Origin of the sequence: uncultured Novosphingobium sp., assembly GCF_964277725.1 — a bacterium.
GTDB classification, from domain to species: Bacteria; Pseudomonadota; Alphaproteobacteria; order Sphingomonadales; family Sphingomonadaceae; genus Novosphingobium; species Novosphingobium fluoreni.
On record NZ_CAXYKL010000118.1, the window covers coordinates 1 to 14,741 of the forward strand.

15 protein-coding genes are annotated in these 14,741 nt (G+C 66.5%); 10 read left to right on the forward strand and 5 right to left on the reverse strand.

Going from position 1 to position 14,741, the window contains the following annotated elements; genetic code table 11:
- Positions 1-90 precede the first annotated feature (90 nt).
- From ACHWRX_RS06930 to ACHWRX_RS06965, 8 genes are all read left to right on the forward strand, one after another.
- Positions 91-1,371, forward strand: a complete 1,281-nt coding sequence (locus ACHWRX_RS06930) for an MFS transporter (protein ID WP_394658640.1) — start codon at positions 91-93, stop codon at positions 1,369-1,371.
- A gap of 82 nt (positions 1,372-1,453) precedes the next feature.
- On the forward strand, positions 1,454-2,302 hold the full coding sequence (locus tag ACHWRX_RS06935; RefSeq protein WP_394658641.1) for a hypothetical protein: 849 nt from the start codon (positions 1,454-1,456) through the stop codon (positions 2,300-2,302).
- 95 nt (positions 2,303-2,397) lie between these two features.
- Positions 2,398-3,771, forward strand: a complete 1,374-nt coding sequence (locus ACHWRX_RS06940) for a M48 family metalloprotease (RefSeq protein WP_394658649.1) — start codon at positions 2,398-2,400, stop codon at positions 3,769-3,771.
- Between the two features lie 9 nt (positions 3,772-3,780).
- Positions 3,781-4,524 (forward strand): DsbA family protein, encoded by a 744-nt coding sequence (locus ACHWRX_RS06945; protein WP_394658642.1) that lies wholly within the window; start codon positions 3,781-3,783, stop codon positions 4,522-4,524.
- Between the two features lie 75 nt (positions 4,525-4,599).
- Positions 4,600-5,763, forward strand: coding sequence for a sensor histidine kinase (locus ACHWRX_RS06950; RefSeq protein WP_394658643.1), 1,164 nt, complete (start codon positions 4,600-4,602; stop codon positions 5,761-5,763).
- 97 nt (positions 5,764-5,860) lie between these two features.
- Positions 5,861-6,658 carry a LytTR family DNA-binding domain-containing protein gene (locus ACHWRX_RS06955; protein ID WP_058735557.1) on the forward strand — a complete coding sequence of 266 codons (798 nt, stop codon included), beginning with the start codon at positions 5,861-5,863 and terminating at the stop codon, positions 6,656-6,658.
- 188 nt (positions 6,659-6,846) lie between these two features.
- Positions 6,847-7,707, forward strand: coding sequence for a carboxylating nicotinate-nucleotide diphosphorylase (gene nadC, locus ACHWRX_RS06960; RefSeq protein WP_394658644.1), 861 nt, complete (start codon positions 6,847-6,849; stop codon positions 7,705-7,707).
- Entirely contained in the window at positions 7,704-8,393 is a 690-nt protein-coding gene (locus tag ACHWRX_RS06965; RefSeq protein ID WP_058735559.1) for a ribonuclease T, read from the forward strand. The genes nadC and ACHWRX_RS06965 overlap by 4 nt, the downstream gene beginning before the upstream one ends.
- A 140-nt stretch (positions 8,394-8,533) precedes the next feature.
- Here the strand turns inward: ACHWRX_RS06965 and ACHWRX_RS06970 are convergent, their stop codons facing one another.
- Positions 8,534-8,992: a nucleoside deaminase gene (locus ACHWRX_RS06970; protein ID WP_242867012.1), complete on the reverse strand. Its 459-nt coding sequence runs from the start codon at positions 8,990-8,992 to the stop codon at positions 8,534-8,536.
- Positions 8,993-9,107: 115 nt separating this feature from the next.
- On the opposite strand from ACHWRX_RS06970, the gene rpmB reads away from it, so the two are divergent.
- The gene (rpmB, locus tag ACHWRX_RS06975) at positions 9,108-9,392 is read left to right on the forward strand and encodes a 50S ribosomal protein L28 (RefSeq protein WP_183615727.1); all 285 of its coding nucleotides are present in this window, start codon (positions 9,108-9,110) and stop codon (positions 9,390-9,392) included.
- 194 nt (positions 9,393-9,586) lie between these two features.
- Here rpmB and ACHWRX_RS06980 read toward each other — a convergent pair whose 3' ends face one another.
- From ACHWRX_RS06980 to xseA, 4 genes are all read right to left on the reverse strand, one after another.
- Positions 9,587-10,585, reverse strand: coding sequence for an esterase-like activity of phytase family protein (locus ACHWRX_RS06980; RefSeq protein ID WP_394658645.1), 999 nt, complete (start codon positions 10,583-10,585; stop codon positions 9,587-9,589).
- Between the two features lie 87 nt (positions 10,586-10,672).
- Positions 10,673-11,590, reverse strand: a complete 918-nt coding sequence (locus ACHWRX_RS06985) for a M23 family metallopeptidase (RefSeq protein WP_394658646.1) — start codon at positions 11,588-11,590, stop codon at positions 10,673-10,675.
- Positions 11,587-11,790, reverse strand: coding sequence for a DUF2093 domain-containing protein (locus ACHWRX_RS06990; RefSeq protein WP_058735564.1), 204 nt, complete (start codon positions 11,788-11,790; stop codon positions 11,587-11,589). Before ACHWRX_RS06990 ends, ACHWRX_RS06985 begins: the two co-directional genes overlap by 4 nt.
- A 27-nt stretch (positions 11,791-11,817) precedes the next feature.
- Complete coding sequence (gene xseA / locus ACHWRX_RS06995) at positions 11,818-13,317, reverse strand: exodeoxyribonuclease VII large subunit (protein ID WP_394658647.1); 1,500 nt, start codon at positions 13,315-13,317, stop codon at positions 11,818-11,820.
- Here xseA and purD point away from each other — a divergent pair.
- Positions 13,316-14,596 (forward strand): phosphoribosylamine--glycine ligase, encoded by a 1,281-nt coding sequence (purD, locus tag ACHWRX_RS07000; RefSeq protein ID WP_394658648.1) that lies wholly within the window; start codon positions 13,316-13,318, stop codon positions 14,594-14,596. The genes xseA and purD overlap by 2 nt on opposite strands.
- Positions 14,597-14,741 lie beyond the last annotated feature (145 nt).

Here is a 14,741-nt window from a genome sequence, read left to right on the forward strand (position 1 = left end):
CGGTGGGCAGCGTGGGTGAGCGTCTCTCCATAAAAATGCGTTACATGTTCTGATCTTGTCGAGAGAGGACGCGCACCCTACTCCGGTAGGGTGGCGGATGCGGACCCCTCTCTGACCAGCAAGGTTCTGGAACCCAGCGGGCATCCGCGCCCCGGCACCGGCACTTTTTCTCCCTTCCGCTATCCCGTCTTCCGGGCGATCTGGATCGCCAACCTCTTCTCCAACGTCGGCGCGACGATGCAGTCGATCGCGGCGGCCTGGATGATGACGGAGCTGACCACCTCGCATCAACTGGTCGCGCTGGTGCAGTCCTCCGCCACCGTGCCGATCCTGCTGCTGGGTGTGTTCGCCGGTGCGATCGCGGACAATTACGATCGCCGGCAAGTGATGCTGGCCGCGCAGATCGGCATGCTGGTGGTCTCCAGCGCGCTGGCGGCGATGACCTATGCCGGGTGGATCAATCCTGTGCTGCTGCTGGCGTTCACGCTGTCCGTGGGCATCGGCACGGCGCTGAATTCACCCGCATGGCAGGCCTCGGTTCGCCAGCAGGTGGACCCATCGCAATTGCCCCAGGCGATCGCGCTCAATTCGATCTCGTTCAATATCGCCCGCAGCGTCGGCCCGGCGGTCGGCGGTGTGCTGCTGTCGATCTGGGGGCCGCCCTTCGCGTTCCTGATCAACGCGGTGAGCTATATTGGCCTTATCGGCGTGCTGCTGTGGTGGCGGCCCGCGCCGCGCCAGATCGACCGGCGGCCGATCATCCCGGCGGTGCGCGCGGGGCTGAGCTATTGCATTGGATCGCAGCCGCTGCGCCGCATTCTGACGCGCGGCCTGGCGCTGGGAATCGGCCTTTCCGCGTATCAGGCGCTGCTGCCCACGATCGTGAGCGACCAGTTGCATGGTAACGAGACGCAATTCGGGCTGCTGCTGGGCCTGTTCGGCATCGGCTCGATCGCGGCTGCGCCGTTTGTCGGCCCCTTGCGCCGCAAGCTGCACCTGGAGGGGATCCTGGCGGTCGGCTCCCTGCTGTTCGTCTGCGTGATGTCGCTGCTGGCCGAGGTGCATGAGGTTTGGCTCGCGCTGCCCGCAGCGTTTGGCGCAGGGGTCGGTTGGGTGATGATCCTGACTAGCCTGAACACGGCGGTGCAGATGCGCTCTCCCGATGCGATCCTGGGCCGGTGCCTGTCGATCTATCAGGCCGTCACCTTCGGCGGCATGGCGATCGGCTCCTGGGCCTGGGGTGCGCTGGCCGATTGGCGGGGCCTGCCCTTCGCGCTGCACTCGGGCTCGGTCTTCCTGATCGTCTTGTTCCTGGTGCTGCGGGTGACAGCGCCTTTGCCCAAGCCCGGAGAGGGCGTCGTCAAAACCTGACCGCGCGCAAATGCGCACCTTTACCGATTGTTCACCATGTCCCTGCAGAACGCGTTGTCCGATCAGGACGTAGGATAACGGCATGGATAGCTTGCGGGGCCAGTGGACGGATCGGAACGGCGACGAATCGCTGGACGAAGATGACGCGGCGGATGAATTGCCGCCGGTCGCGATCGGCCAGGCGGAACGCAGGCTGCAAGTTCGCGCTTACAACTTCTGGGCCTCGCTGCTGGCGGATCGACGCTTCCCCGCGACGGGCGACCTCAAGCCCGATGCCCTGCCCGAATTCGCGCCTTACGCCGCGCTGCTCGATATTGCCGACAAGGCCGCCGATCCCGGCGTTCTCCATTGCGGCGCGGCCCTGGCAGCCGACTGCAACGGTGACATCCCCGCTACCTTGAGCGGCGCTCCGGAGCATTCCCTGCTGTCGCGCCTGGCCGGCCATCATGGCCAGGTCCTGGGCAGCGAAGCCCCGGTCGGGTTCGAGGCGGAATTCGTCAACGGCCAGGGCGCCACTATCCTGTATCGCGGCATCCTCCTCCCCTTCTCGACCGACGACACCACGATCGATCGCGTGCTGTGCGTGATCAACTGGAAGGAAGTGCTGGAGGCCAGCAGCGCCGCCGCCCTGCAGGACGAGATCGCTTCCCACCTCGATCCTCGGGCTTATTCGGCCGTACGTGCCCATACGCGGCGCTGGACCGATGAGGGCGGCGAAGACGCCGGCGATCAGGCGGAAAACCACCGCGCGCTTTACGAACGGCTGCGCTGCGCACCCAGCATTCCGCTGTCGGCGATCTCCACCGATGGCACCGAGTTCACCCTGCTGCTCGCTCGGCGCGATTCGGACCGTGGCATGTCGATCATCGGTGAGGTTTCGGAAGAGCCCCGCGTCATCGCCCGCGCCGCGCGGCGTCTTCTCGCCCACTGAAGCGCCTGCCTGATCGGACGCTCGACGGCTGCGTTCGGGACGGGCATGATCGGGCGGTGACGATATCCCCGCTTCAGCGCCGGTTCACGGCGGCCATGCTTGCGTTCCGGCCCATGCATTTCTCCCGGCTTCCGGCCTATCTCCTCGCCTTCCTGTCGCTGCTGCTGTCCGTTCCGGCAGCGGCGCAATCGATCTTGCGCGATGCCGAGACGGAGGCCCTGTTCCGCGACATGTCGCGCCCGATCATCGCGGCGACCGGGCTGGATCCCAAGAACGTCGATATCGTGCTGGTCAACGATCCCGATGTGAACGCCTTCGTCGCGGGCGGGCAGGCGGTCTATGTCAACTCAGGCCTGATCAACGAGGCGAACTCGGCCAATCAGGTGCAAGGCGTGATCGCGCACGAACTGGGCCACGTCACCGGCGGCCACGCCGTGCTGAACGTGGGCGGCAAGGCGGCGACCAACATCAGCCTGCTTTCGCTGCTGCTGGGCGCGGCGGCGGCGGCGGCCGGCGGGGGCGAAGCGGCGATGGGCGTGCTGATGGCGGGCCAGCAGGCGGCGATGGGCAAGTTCCTGGCCTACAACCGCTCGCAAGAGGCCAGCGCCGATGCCGCCGGCGCCAGCTATCTGTCCAAGGCCGGGATCACCGGCAAGGGCTCGATCGAATTCTTCCAGAAGCTGCAGAACCTGGAGTTCCGCCACGGCTACCGCCCGGCGGCAGGGGACGAGTTCTACAGCTCGCACCCGATGACGGCGGATCGCATCGCCACGCTGACCGATACCTATCAGGCCGATCCGGCGTGGAACAAGCCCAGCGACCCCCGGATCGAAGAGCGTTTCACCCGCGTGAAGGCCAAGCTTTACGGCTTCCTGGCCGAGCCCAAGGACACGCTGCGCGCCTATCCGCTGACCGACAGTTCGGTGCCCGCCCACTATGCCCGGGCCTATGCCTATCACAAGGACTCGCAGCTCGATCGGGCCACGGCAGAGGCGGATGCCCTGCTGATGACCGCGCCCAATGATCCCTATTTCCTGGAACTGAAAGGCCAGATCCTGCTGGAGGCCGGCAAGCCTGCCGAAGCGCTCGCCTCGCTGCGCCGCGCGGTGGAGCTGACCGGCAATCAGCCGCTGATCGCCACGCTGTTCGGCCACGCCCTGATCGCCACCGAGGACCGGAAGAACTTCGCCGAGGCGCAGCAGGTGCTGAAAGCGGCGGTGGCGCGCGATCGGGAGAACCCGTTCGCGTGGTACCAGCTGGGTGTCATCTACGCCAACCAGGGCGACATTCCCCGCGCCCGGCTCGCCAGCGCCGAGCAGCAGGTGCTGAACGGGCGCATGGCCGAGGCGCTGGCCAGTGCGCGGGCGGCCGAAATGGGCCTGCCTGAAAACTCGCCCGACTGGCTGCGCGCGCAGGATATCGAGTTCCAGGCCCGCGCCGAGATTGAGCGTAGCCGCAAAGGCAAGTAGGCCGCCGCGATGACCACACGAAAGGATTCGCCCTCGGGCAGCGGGCGTATCGCCTTGATCATCGCGCTGATGGCGGTGGCCGGGGTCGGCGGCTGGTTCGCCCATCGCCAACTGGCCCCCGCATCGGACAAGGCGGCGGTGGAGCGAATCGTGCGCTCCTACATCCTCGAACATCCCGAAATCCTGCCCGAGGCGATGGAGAACCTGCAGCGCAATCAGAACCGCGGGCAACTGGCCGCGGTGCGTGCGCCGGTGAACCAGCCCTTCCCCGGCGCGGTGCTGGGCAATCCGCGCGGCTCTGTCACCCTGGTGGAGTTCACCGACTATGCCTGCGGCTTCTGCCGCAAGTCTTTGAGCGATCTGGATGCCTTGGTGAAGGCCAACCCGGACTTGCGCGTGGTGGTGCGCGAACTGCCGATCATCAACCCACAGAGCGCGCCCGCCGCCAAGATGGCGCTCGCCGCAGCCGAGCAGGGCAGATACGCGCAGTTCCATCAGGCGATGTTCGCCGCCGGCCAGCTTGATTCTGCCGCGATCGACGCAGCGGCACTCGCTTCCGGACTGGACCTTGCCCGGGCCCGGAAGGTGGCCGCCAGCGCGCCCGTGGCGCAGGAGCTGCAACGCAACCTGGCACTGGCGCAGAAGCTGGGCTTTGGCGGCACGCCCAGCTGGGTGGCCGGAGATCAGCTGATCTCCGGCGCGGTCGGCTTCGACAAGCTGGCAGAGGCGGTCAAGGCCGCGCGGCCAAGCTAACGCCGCTGCCCTCTTGTCCCGGCGCTGAACCCAAAGGATTCCCGCGACCGCGCTTTTGCGCTACGAATCGGTGCAATGGCCGTCCTACCCATCAAGCCGATCCCGTTTTTCGCCAACAAGAACCAGGCTTTCTGGCGCTTGCAAGCGGTGGGCTGGGCGGGCGCGATGCTGCTGCGCGCGATGTCCGCGATCGCCAACGATCAACCGCTGACCTTCCTGGTGATCGTGCTGATCGGCACGATGACGGGGTTTTCGATCTCGCTGGTGCTGGCCGTGATCTTCCGCGCGCTGATCCCGCAGCGCCCGATCGTCACCTGGGGTGTCACCGTCCTGGCGATCCCGATCGCGGTGGGGCTTTACGCCTTCGTCGATGCCTGGGTGATCTGGCTCTACCGTGCAGAGGCGCAGGCAAGCTTCGCCCAGTTGTTCATCGGGTACTTCTATTATGATGCCACGCTGCTGGGGGCCTGGTCTGCGCTGTACTACGCGATCAACTTCTACCTCACCGTGGAAGAGCAGAACGACCAGCTGCTGCGGCTGGAAAACCAGGCCACGCAGGCGCAGCTGGCCATGCTGCGCTATCAGTTGAACCCGCACTTTCTGTTCAACACGCTCAATTCGATCTCGACGCTGGTGCTGCTCAAGCAGACCGAGCCGGCGAACGCGATGCTCAGCCGCCTATCCTCGTTCCTGCGCTACACCCTGATCAACAAGCCTTCCGCCCGCGTCACGGTGGAGCAGGAGGTGGAGACGCTCAAGCTGTACCTGGGCATCGAACTGATGCGCTTCGAAGAGCGGCTGCGCACCACGTTTGATATCGCGCCGGAAACGCAGGAGGGCCTGCTGCCTTCGCTGCTGCTGCAGCCCCTGGTCGAAAACGCGATCAAGTATGCCGTCAGCCAGCAGGAAAGCGGGGCCGAGATCACCATCTCCACGCAACTCATCGGCTCGACGCTTCGCATCGTCGTCTCGGATACGGGCCCGGGCTTGCAAACCTCCACCACCGACAACAGGCTGTCGGGCATGACATATGATGGTGGGGAGCCGGTTTCGACCGGCGTTGGGCTGTCGAACATCCGGGACCGGCTGTTCCAGGCTTATGGCGAAGAACACCGTTTCGAAACGATGGATCCGCCCGAGGGTGGCTTTGCTGTCGTGATCGAACTGCCGTTCGAGCGGGCTCCGTCGCCCAGCGCCGACGCTACGGCTCCGCAACTCGCCACCGCCACCGCTCGCTGATACACTGCGCCCAAGCACCCTGCCGGAGCGGGTCATCCTTCGTTCAAGCTGAAACCTTGATGGGGACCGCGCGTTCCAGCGCCGGAGATTTCACTGCATGACCATTCGTACCATCCTCGTCGACGACGAGAAGCTCGCGATCCAGGGGCTCCAGCTGCGCCTGGAAAAGTACACCGACGTCGAGATCATCGATACCTGCTCCAACGGGCGCGAGGCTATCCGCAAGATCAAGACGGAAAAGCCCGACCTGGTCTTCCTCGACATCCAGATGCCTGGTTTCGATGGCTTTTCCGTGGTGAAGGGCGTGATGGAGATCGAGCCTCCGCTGTTCGTCTTCGTCACCGCTTATCAGGAACATGCCGTCCGCGCTTTCGAGGCGAACGCGGTGAATTACCTGATGAAGCCGGTCGAGGATGACAAGCTGGCGGACACTCTCGCCCGCGTCCGCACCCGCCTGGCCGAGAAGCGCTCGGCCGAGGAAGCGGAAAAATTAAAGACGGTGCTTGCCGAAGTCGCCCCGGACGCGATCGATGCGATTCCCGAGGAAACCGATCCCAGCTCGGACCGCTATGAAAAGCTGATCAACATCAAGGATCGCGGGCAGATCTTCCGCATCGATGTCGATTCGATCGAACATATCGAAGCTGCGGGCGACTATATGTGCATCCGCACCGCCGACAATTCGCTGATCTTGCGCGAAACGATGAAGGATCTTGAGCGCCGCCTCGATCCCCGCGTGTTCCAGCGCGTGCATCGCTCCACCATCGTCAACCTCAATCAGGTCCGCCAGGTGAAGCCGCACACCAATGGGGAGTGCTTCCTGGTGCTGGATTCGGGCGCACAAGTGAAAGTCAGCCGCAGCTACCGCGACGTGATCGCGCGCTTCGTTCACTAAACGCGCTCAGGCGGCCTGCCCAAGCCAGACCGGCGGGGACAAGCTAGACCGTCTCGACCCCGTTCGTGTCGAGCGGGGAATGCGTATTCCTGCCCTTGCAAAACTCTCATCGCCGCTTGCGGGAATGACGAGGGCTGGCGCACATCGCCCCTCGACAACCCCCTCCACCCGCGCGAAAGACGGCGGCGATGACAGCTTTCACCCTCCCCGGCTTCGATCTCGACGCCTTCGTTTCCGCCACTCTCGATGAAGACCTCGGCATCGGCCTGCCCGGCGGCGGGCGGGACGTCACGTCCGAGAGCGTGATAGACGCCGACGCGCGGTTTTCCGGCGTGATGGACTCGCGCGATGCGATCACCGTCGCCGGTCTGCCGATCGCCGCCGCGTTCTTCCGCCGCCTCGATCCCGCGATGGCGGTAGAGGTACTGGTGGAGGAAGGCGCACAAGTGCAACCGGGAACCAAGCTGATGCGGCTGACCGGGCAGGCCCGCGCGATGCTGACCGCTGAGCGTTCGGCGCTCAACACCGTGCAGCACTTGTCCGGCATCGCCACGATGACCCGCACGTATGTGGATGCGATGGGCGGCCATGCGACGCTGCTGGATACCCGCAAGACCATCCCCGGCCTTCGCCACCTGGAAAAGTACGCCACGCGCCAGGGCGGGGCCAGGAATCACCGCATGGGCCTGTGGGACGCGGCGATGATCAAGGACAACCACGTCCTCGTCGCCGGCGGCGTCGGGCCTGCCGTAGCGCGCGCCAAGGCGGCGGGCGTGGCCCAGGTGATCTGCGAGGTCGACAACCTCGACCAGATCGAACCCGCGCTGGCCGCCGGAGCCGATCATCTGCTGCTCGACAACATGGGTCCAGACACGCTGCGCCAAGCTGTCGCTCTGGTCGCCGGGCGCGTGCCCACCGAAGCGTCTGGCGGCGTCAACCTGCAGACCATCGGCCCGATCGCCGCCACCGGCGTCACCTTCGTTTCCGTAGGCCGTCTCACCCAGAGCGCGCCCGCCGCCGATATCGGACTGGATTTCACGCCGCTATGAAGGCCCTGCTCGCCATAGCGGCACTGCTGCCGGTACCGGCCTTCGCACAAGCCTATCAATGTGCGCCGCCTACGCGAATCGAGCCGATCCCCCGGATCGAGGCCGATGCGCCGCCGCGCCCTTCCCCCATCAGCGGCTATACGCTGTCTGCCAGTTGGTCTCCCGATTACTGCAAGACCAGCCGCGATACCGCCTCGATGCAATGCTCCGGGCGGGACGGCCGCTTCGGCTTCGTGCTGCACGGCCTTTGGCCCGAATCGCGCGGCCCCTATCCACAGTGGTGCGCCACCCGCTTGGCGCCTACACCCGCGGATGTCCGGCCCCATCTATGCATGACGCCCTCCACCCGCCTGCTGGCGCATGAATGGGCCAAGCACGGCAGCTGCATGGCCAAGACGCCCGCGCAGTATTATCGCGCAGCCAATGCGCTGTGGCGCTCTATCCGGTGGTTCGACGCCGATCGCCTTTCGCGCAAACAGGACCTGACGGCGGGAGATTTGCGGCAGGAATTCGTGCGCCTCAATCCCGCGTGGAAGCCAGAGCAAGTTGGCGTGAAGGTCAGCCGCACGGGTTGGCTGCGCGAAGTGCAGCTGTGCTACTCGCGCCGCTTCCTGCCCGAGCGCTGCGACCGCAGGCACTTCGGCCCGGCGGACAGCGCCAAGCTGAAAATCTGGCGCGGGCTCTAGGGCGTATCGACATTCAGAAGATGACGTGCCGAAAATGGTAGTTTCGCGTGATCCGGAGCACAGCGGACTTTTGGTCCGTGAGCTCCGGAAGCGCGCGGAACCGCCATTTGCAGGCCGTCAGGGCTGAATGTCGGTACGCTCTAGCGCCGCTCCTGGAAGAACCGGCGCAGCATGTCCGCCGCCTGCGCCTCCCCCATGCCCGAATAGACTTCTGGGCGGTGCAGGCATTGCGGGTGATCGAATATCCGCGCGCCATGCTCCACCGCGCCACCCTTGGGATCGGCTGCCGCATAGTACAGCCGCGAAACGCGCGCATGGACGATCGCGCCCGCACACATCGCGCAAGGCTCCAACGTCACCCAAAGCTCGCAGCCATCCAGCCGCTCGTTGCCCAGAGCCAGCGCGGCTGCGCGAATCGCTTCGATCTCGGCATGAGAGGTGGGATCGTGCCGCCCGCGTGGCGCATTGCGGCCCGTGGCGATGACCTGGCCCTGCTTGACGATCACCGCGCCTATCGGCACTTCGCCCGCTGCGGCCGCCTGGCGGGCCTGTTCCAGCGCGAAAGCCATGGGTTCGGGAAGGGGCCAACTGGCGGTCATGGCGATGCGCTAGCGCCTTGCAGGCCTGTGCACAACTTGACCCCGCCGATGTGAATCGCTAAGGGCGCGCCTTCCCGTTTTACACGGCACCGATTTTTTTCGAGCGAGAAGACACATGTCCCGTATTTGCGAACTGACTGGTAAGAGCCGCCAGGTCGGCTGCAACGTCAGCCACGCCAACAACAAGACCAAGCGCGTCTACCTGCCTAACCTGCAGAACGTCACGCTGATGTCGGACGGTCTGGAGCGCAGCTTCAAGTTCCGCGTCTCGACGCATGGCCTGCGCTCGGTTGAGCACAACGGCGGCCTCGACAACTGGCTGCTCAAGGCTGGTGACGAGAAGCTGAGCACGCGCGCCCTCAAGGTGAAGCGCGAGCTTAAGAAGAAGCAGGCCGCCTGATCCGGCTGCCCCGCCACGGCGGGGCGCTGATCGGCGAAGCAACAGGCGTGCGGAGCGATCCGCGCGCCTTTTTGCGTTTATCCGACTGCATCAGGATGCGACACTCTCCGTTCGTGTCGAGCGAAGTCGAGACCCGCTGATCTCGCGCAACTCTAGCTCGACTTCGATCGAAACGAACCGAAAGGGGCTAGGCCTCAGCCCGGCAAGTCCTTCAGATCGACGACCAGCTTCCACAGCAGTGTGCGTTGCAGCCGCGTCTGGTTGTCGTCAGAGATTAGCCAGACGATCAGCGTGCCGTTTTTCTGCGGCACGACGGCCAGGCCTTCGAAATTGTCGACCGGCAATGTCGAGGCCAACCGCGCCACTTCCGTGACGCGCCAAGTGGCACCTTTGCGGATGTGCCGGGGATCGCCGATGGCAAGGCGGCCGGCGAAGCGCTCGGGCAGCGGCCAGATCAGCGTGCGCATCAGCACCAGGACACGCCCGTCGGGCAACTGGCTCATATCCACGGGATCGAACGCGGTGGGGCCCTGGAAGGTGAAACGCTGCCCGGCCTCGGGGCGGCGCACCGGGTCGCCGGGGAACACCACGCCATCATGCCGGCTGGGCCAGAACCAGTTGCGCGCCCCTTCCGAGAGCGCCACGAAGCGGCCATCTGCCAGGCGCAGCATGGCCTCCGGTCCGGAATTCAGGCCCCAATGCGCCATGCTGGAGGGCGCGGCGCGGCCGGTTTCTCGCCAGTTCGGACCCAGGCGGACGAAGGCGTTGCGGTATTCCAGCCCCAGCCAGATCTGCCCCGTGCGCGGGTCTCGCGTCGCCGACTCGCTATCGACGCCGCGCTTGTCGTTGCGCGGATCCTTCAGCAGATCGCCGTGCTTGGGCGTGTAGCGCTGGTCACCGCCGGGCGGCATGAAAGTGAGGAAGCGGCCGAAATCCGAGATCGCCAGCAACCGCCCGTCGGGCAACGCGAGCAAGGCCGAATACCCGCCGAAGCGATAGTCCCCCAGTTTCATCTCCCACGCCCCCGCCAGGCGGAAGGGGCCGAGGTGCGCTTGCAACTTGTCGGGCGGGGGCAATTTCAGGGCGGTGAAATGCAGCGTATCGTTGGGCACGACCAGAACGCGCTCGGAGCGGGCCCACGTCGTCAAAGCCACGCCAAGCAGCAGGATCAGTAGAGCGATGGTGCGCCGCACAAAGGGTCTGATAAGGCCGTCGCCACCGGGTGCAAGCCCGTCCGCAGCCGTGGCGGAGGGATAAACCCTATCGAGGTAGCAAGTCGGCTACCTCGCCGGCCCGGTCAGCAGGATCGGATCGATGCGCGCGTCGTTCCATTTGACCGACCAATGCAGGTGCGGACCCGTCGCGCGACCCGTGGCGCCGATGCGACCGATCACCTGCCCCTGCTTCACATGCTCCCCCTGGCGCACCAGAATCTGAGAGCAATGCAGGAAGGCGCTGTTCAGCCCCATGCCATGGTCGATCATCAGCAAATTGCCCTCCAGCGTGAAGGGCTTGGTCGCGGCCAGGATCACCACGCCGTCCGCCGGGGCGACAAAGGCCGTGCCCGCGCCGCCCGCCAGATCCAGGCCGGAATGATAGGCCGCCGGTTCACCGCGATAGATCCGCTGAGAGCCGAACTGCCCGGAAATGCGCGCCCGGACCGGCAGGATGAAGTCCTGCCGCCAGCCCATGGCATCGGTCTGGCGAGCACGAGCGGCGTCGATCTGGGCGAGTTCGGGCTTGCGCAAAGCCAGATAGGCCTCGGTCGGGCCCGCCTCGCGCCGGGCGACGTTGATACGCTCTATCCGCCAGGCGCGCGGGGCGATCGCCAGCTTGCGCACCACCTGCTCACCAGAGCGCAGCCCGGCGGTCAACGTGGCGGTCGGGGCGGCATCGCGATCGAAGGCGACGAAAAACGTTCCGTCCGCCGCGAACGGCACCGGCTTGCCATCCAGCGACAGGCTGTAGGTTCCGGCAGGCACCGTGCCCTTGGCCCAGCCGCCCTGCGTCAGCTCACCGGCAAAGGCGAAGGTGGAAGGACGGCCCGGCACGAAAGTCGGCCCGCCGTCTCCGGGCAAAGTGGCCGGCTCGGCGCCGCCAGGGCTGTTTGGCGATGGCGCGACGGGCGGCCCGCTGCTGCAGGCGGCCAGCATCATCACGGTCAGGGCCGCAGCAGCACGCAAGCGCAAGGCGTTCATCCCTGCCCGAGCATTCGGCGTGTCGCGATTTCGGGCGAAGCGTAGGCCTCCTGCCGTTCCACGCTCCAATAGCGCAACACGTCCAGCGGGATCTTCTCGGCGGTGACCGCGCACAGGACATGATTGCCCGGGCTCAGCACGCGAAAACCGTTGGGACCATAACGCAGGGTGGCGGGGCGATCGGCGGCAGACATCAGCATGGACAAGCGACTAGCAGAAGCCCTTCCTCAGAACAAATCGCCTTGCTGCTGCTGCGCCTCCTTTTGCCGCACCGCGCGGCGGGGAGGCGGGGCCGGCGATGACGGTCGCGGTGGATCGATCGGCGCGTCGCCCGGCGTGACGGTAAGCGCACCGTCGCGGAACTTGAGGACGAGCGAGGTCTCGCGCTCGGCCAAGGCCTTGCTGGTGAGGGTGTGGCCGGAGGCATCCGTGACGCGCGCAAAACCGCGCTGCAGCGGCTTGTCAGGATCGAGTTGCGGCAGCACCCGCGCCACCGGGGCGAAATGGCGCGCCGCTGCCTCGAATCGGCGCTGCAGCAGGAGAGGCGTCACGCCCGTACGGACCAACCGCTCCTCCGCCCGCTCCACCCGGTGGCGCAGCAGCGGGAGCGACAGGCGCGCGCCCTGGGCCTCCAACCGCGCCCCGGCCTGGCCCGCGCGCTCGCGCAGCGCGCGACGCAGTCGCTCGCCAGCCTCGTCCAACCGCTGCGCCTTGGCAGCCAGCAGTGCCTCGGGCTTGGGCAGATGACGCACCCGCGCCTCCAGCCGCTCGCGGCCAAGGCTGACGGGACGCAAAGCGCAGTGCCGCTTGCGCGAGGCGAGGTCCGCCAGCGTCGCCGCCAGTTCCGCGCGCACCGGCACCGCCATCTCGGCCGCGGCGGTGGGCGTGGGTGCGCGGCGGTCGGCGGCGTGATCGCACAAGGTGGTGTCCGTCTCGTGCCCCACCGCCGAGATGATCGGGATCGTGCATTCCGCCACTGCGCGCACGACGATCTCTTCGTTGAAAGACCACAAATCCTCGATCGAGCCGCCCCCGCGCGCCACGATCACAAGGTCTGGACGCGGCACTGCGCCGCCTGCGGGCATGGCAGAGAAGCCGCGCACTGCCGCCGCCACTTGCTCTGCCGCGCCTTGCCCCTGCACCAGCACCGGCCAGACCAGCACGCGGCTGGGAAAACGATCCGCCAGCCGATGCAGGATATCGCGAATCACCGCGCCGGTGGGCGATGTCACCACGCCGATGGTCCGTGGCAGGAACGGCAGCGGCTTCTTGCGCTCGACCGAGAACAGCCCTTCGGCGGCAAGCCGCGCGCGCAGTTTCTCCAGCAAAGCCAGCAACGCGCCCTCGCCGGCGATCTCCATCGATTCGACGACGATCTGGTACTTGGAGCGACCGGGGTACGTCGTCAGCTTGCCGGTGGCGATCACCTCCACCCCGTCTTCGGGCCGGAAGGCGAGCCGCTGGGCACCGCCTTTCCACATCACCCCGTCGATCACTGCCTTGTCATCCTTGAGGCAGCAGTAGAGGTGGCCCGACGCAGCGCGTTTCACGCCCGAAAGCTCGCCGCGCAGGCGCACGAAACCGAAGCGATCCTCCACCGTCCGCTTCAACCGTGCGGAAAGTTCGCTGATCGACAGTGGCTCGGCGTTGTCCCCCGGCGTGGCCTTGGCTAGGAGCGGCGCTTTCCGGTCGATCGCATCGTCCTCGTCATCGAAAGGCAGCGCCATGAACATCCTTCTGCTAGGCTCGGGGGGCCGTGAACATGCGCTGGCCTGGAAGCTGGCGCAATCCCCGCTGTGCGGCACGCTCCATGCGGCGCCGGGCAATCCGGGCATAGCCGAACACGCCAATTGCGTCGCCCTCGACGTGACCGATCACGCCGCCGTCATCGCCTTTTGCGAGGCGCAGGCGATCGGGCTTGTCGTGATCGGCCCCGAGGCGCCGCTGGTGGATGGCCTGGCCGATTCGCTGCGCGGTGCGGGGCTGTCCGTGTTCGGACCCAGCCGGGGGGCGGCACGTCTGGAGGGTTCCAAGGGCTTCACCAAGGATCTGTGCGAGCGGGCCGGCATCCCCACCGCCGCCTATGTGCGCGTCACCAACCAGGCGGACGGCCTTTCGGCACTGGACGGCTTCGGCGCGCCCGTGGTGATCAAGGCCGATGGCCTGGCGGCAGGAAAAGGCGTCACCGTCGCCATGACGATGGCCGAAGCACAAGAGGCGGTACGGGAGATCTTCTCCGGTCGCTTTGGCGAGGCCGGCGCGGAAGCGGTGATCGAAGAGTTCCTTGAGGGTGAGGAAGCCAGCTTCTTCGCGCTGACCGATGGCAGCACCATCGTCCCGTTCGGCTCCGCGCAGGACCACAAGCGCGTGGGCGAAGGGGACACTGGCCCCAATACGGGCGGCATGGGCGCCTACAGCCCCGCCCCGGTCCTCACGCCGGCGTTGCAGGGCGAGGCGATGGCCCGCATCCTCACGCCCACGGTCAGGGCGATGGCGAACGAGGGTTCGGCCTATTCCGGTGTGCTCTACGCCGGGCTGATGCTGACGCGTGAGGGCCCGAAGCTGATCGAATACAACTGCCGCTTCGGCGATCCCGAATGCCAGGTGCTGATGATGCGGCTGGAAAGCGATCTGGTCGAACTGCTGCTAGCCTGCGCGCAGAACCGGCTGGGTGCGATCCAGCCGCCGCGCTTCGCCAAGGACGTGGCCCTGACCGTGGTGATGGCCGCCAACGGTTATCCCGAAACACCCGAGAAAGGGGGCCGGATCGACGGTATTCCCGCCGCGCAAGCCAACGGAGCCAAAGTGTTCCACGCAGGCACCACGCTGGGCATCGATGGCGTGCTGACGGCCAACGGCGGGCGCGTGCTGAACGTCACCGGCACCGGCCGAACCGTGGCCGAGGCGCAGGCGCGGGCGTACGAGGCGGTCGACGCGATCGACTTTCCTTCAGGCTTCTGCCGCCGCGACATCGGCTGGCGCGAAGTGGCGCGCGAGCAGGATTGAGCGGCATGGCGACTCGCGCCGATACCGTCCTGAAGCTGAGCCTGGCGGCCGGAGCGCTGCTGGCCGGGGCGGGCGTGGGCTATTACTTCGGCATCTTCCTGCCGGCGCAGGCGATCCACGAAACCGTCAGCAGCAGCGCCGACCG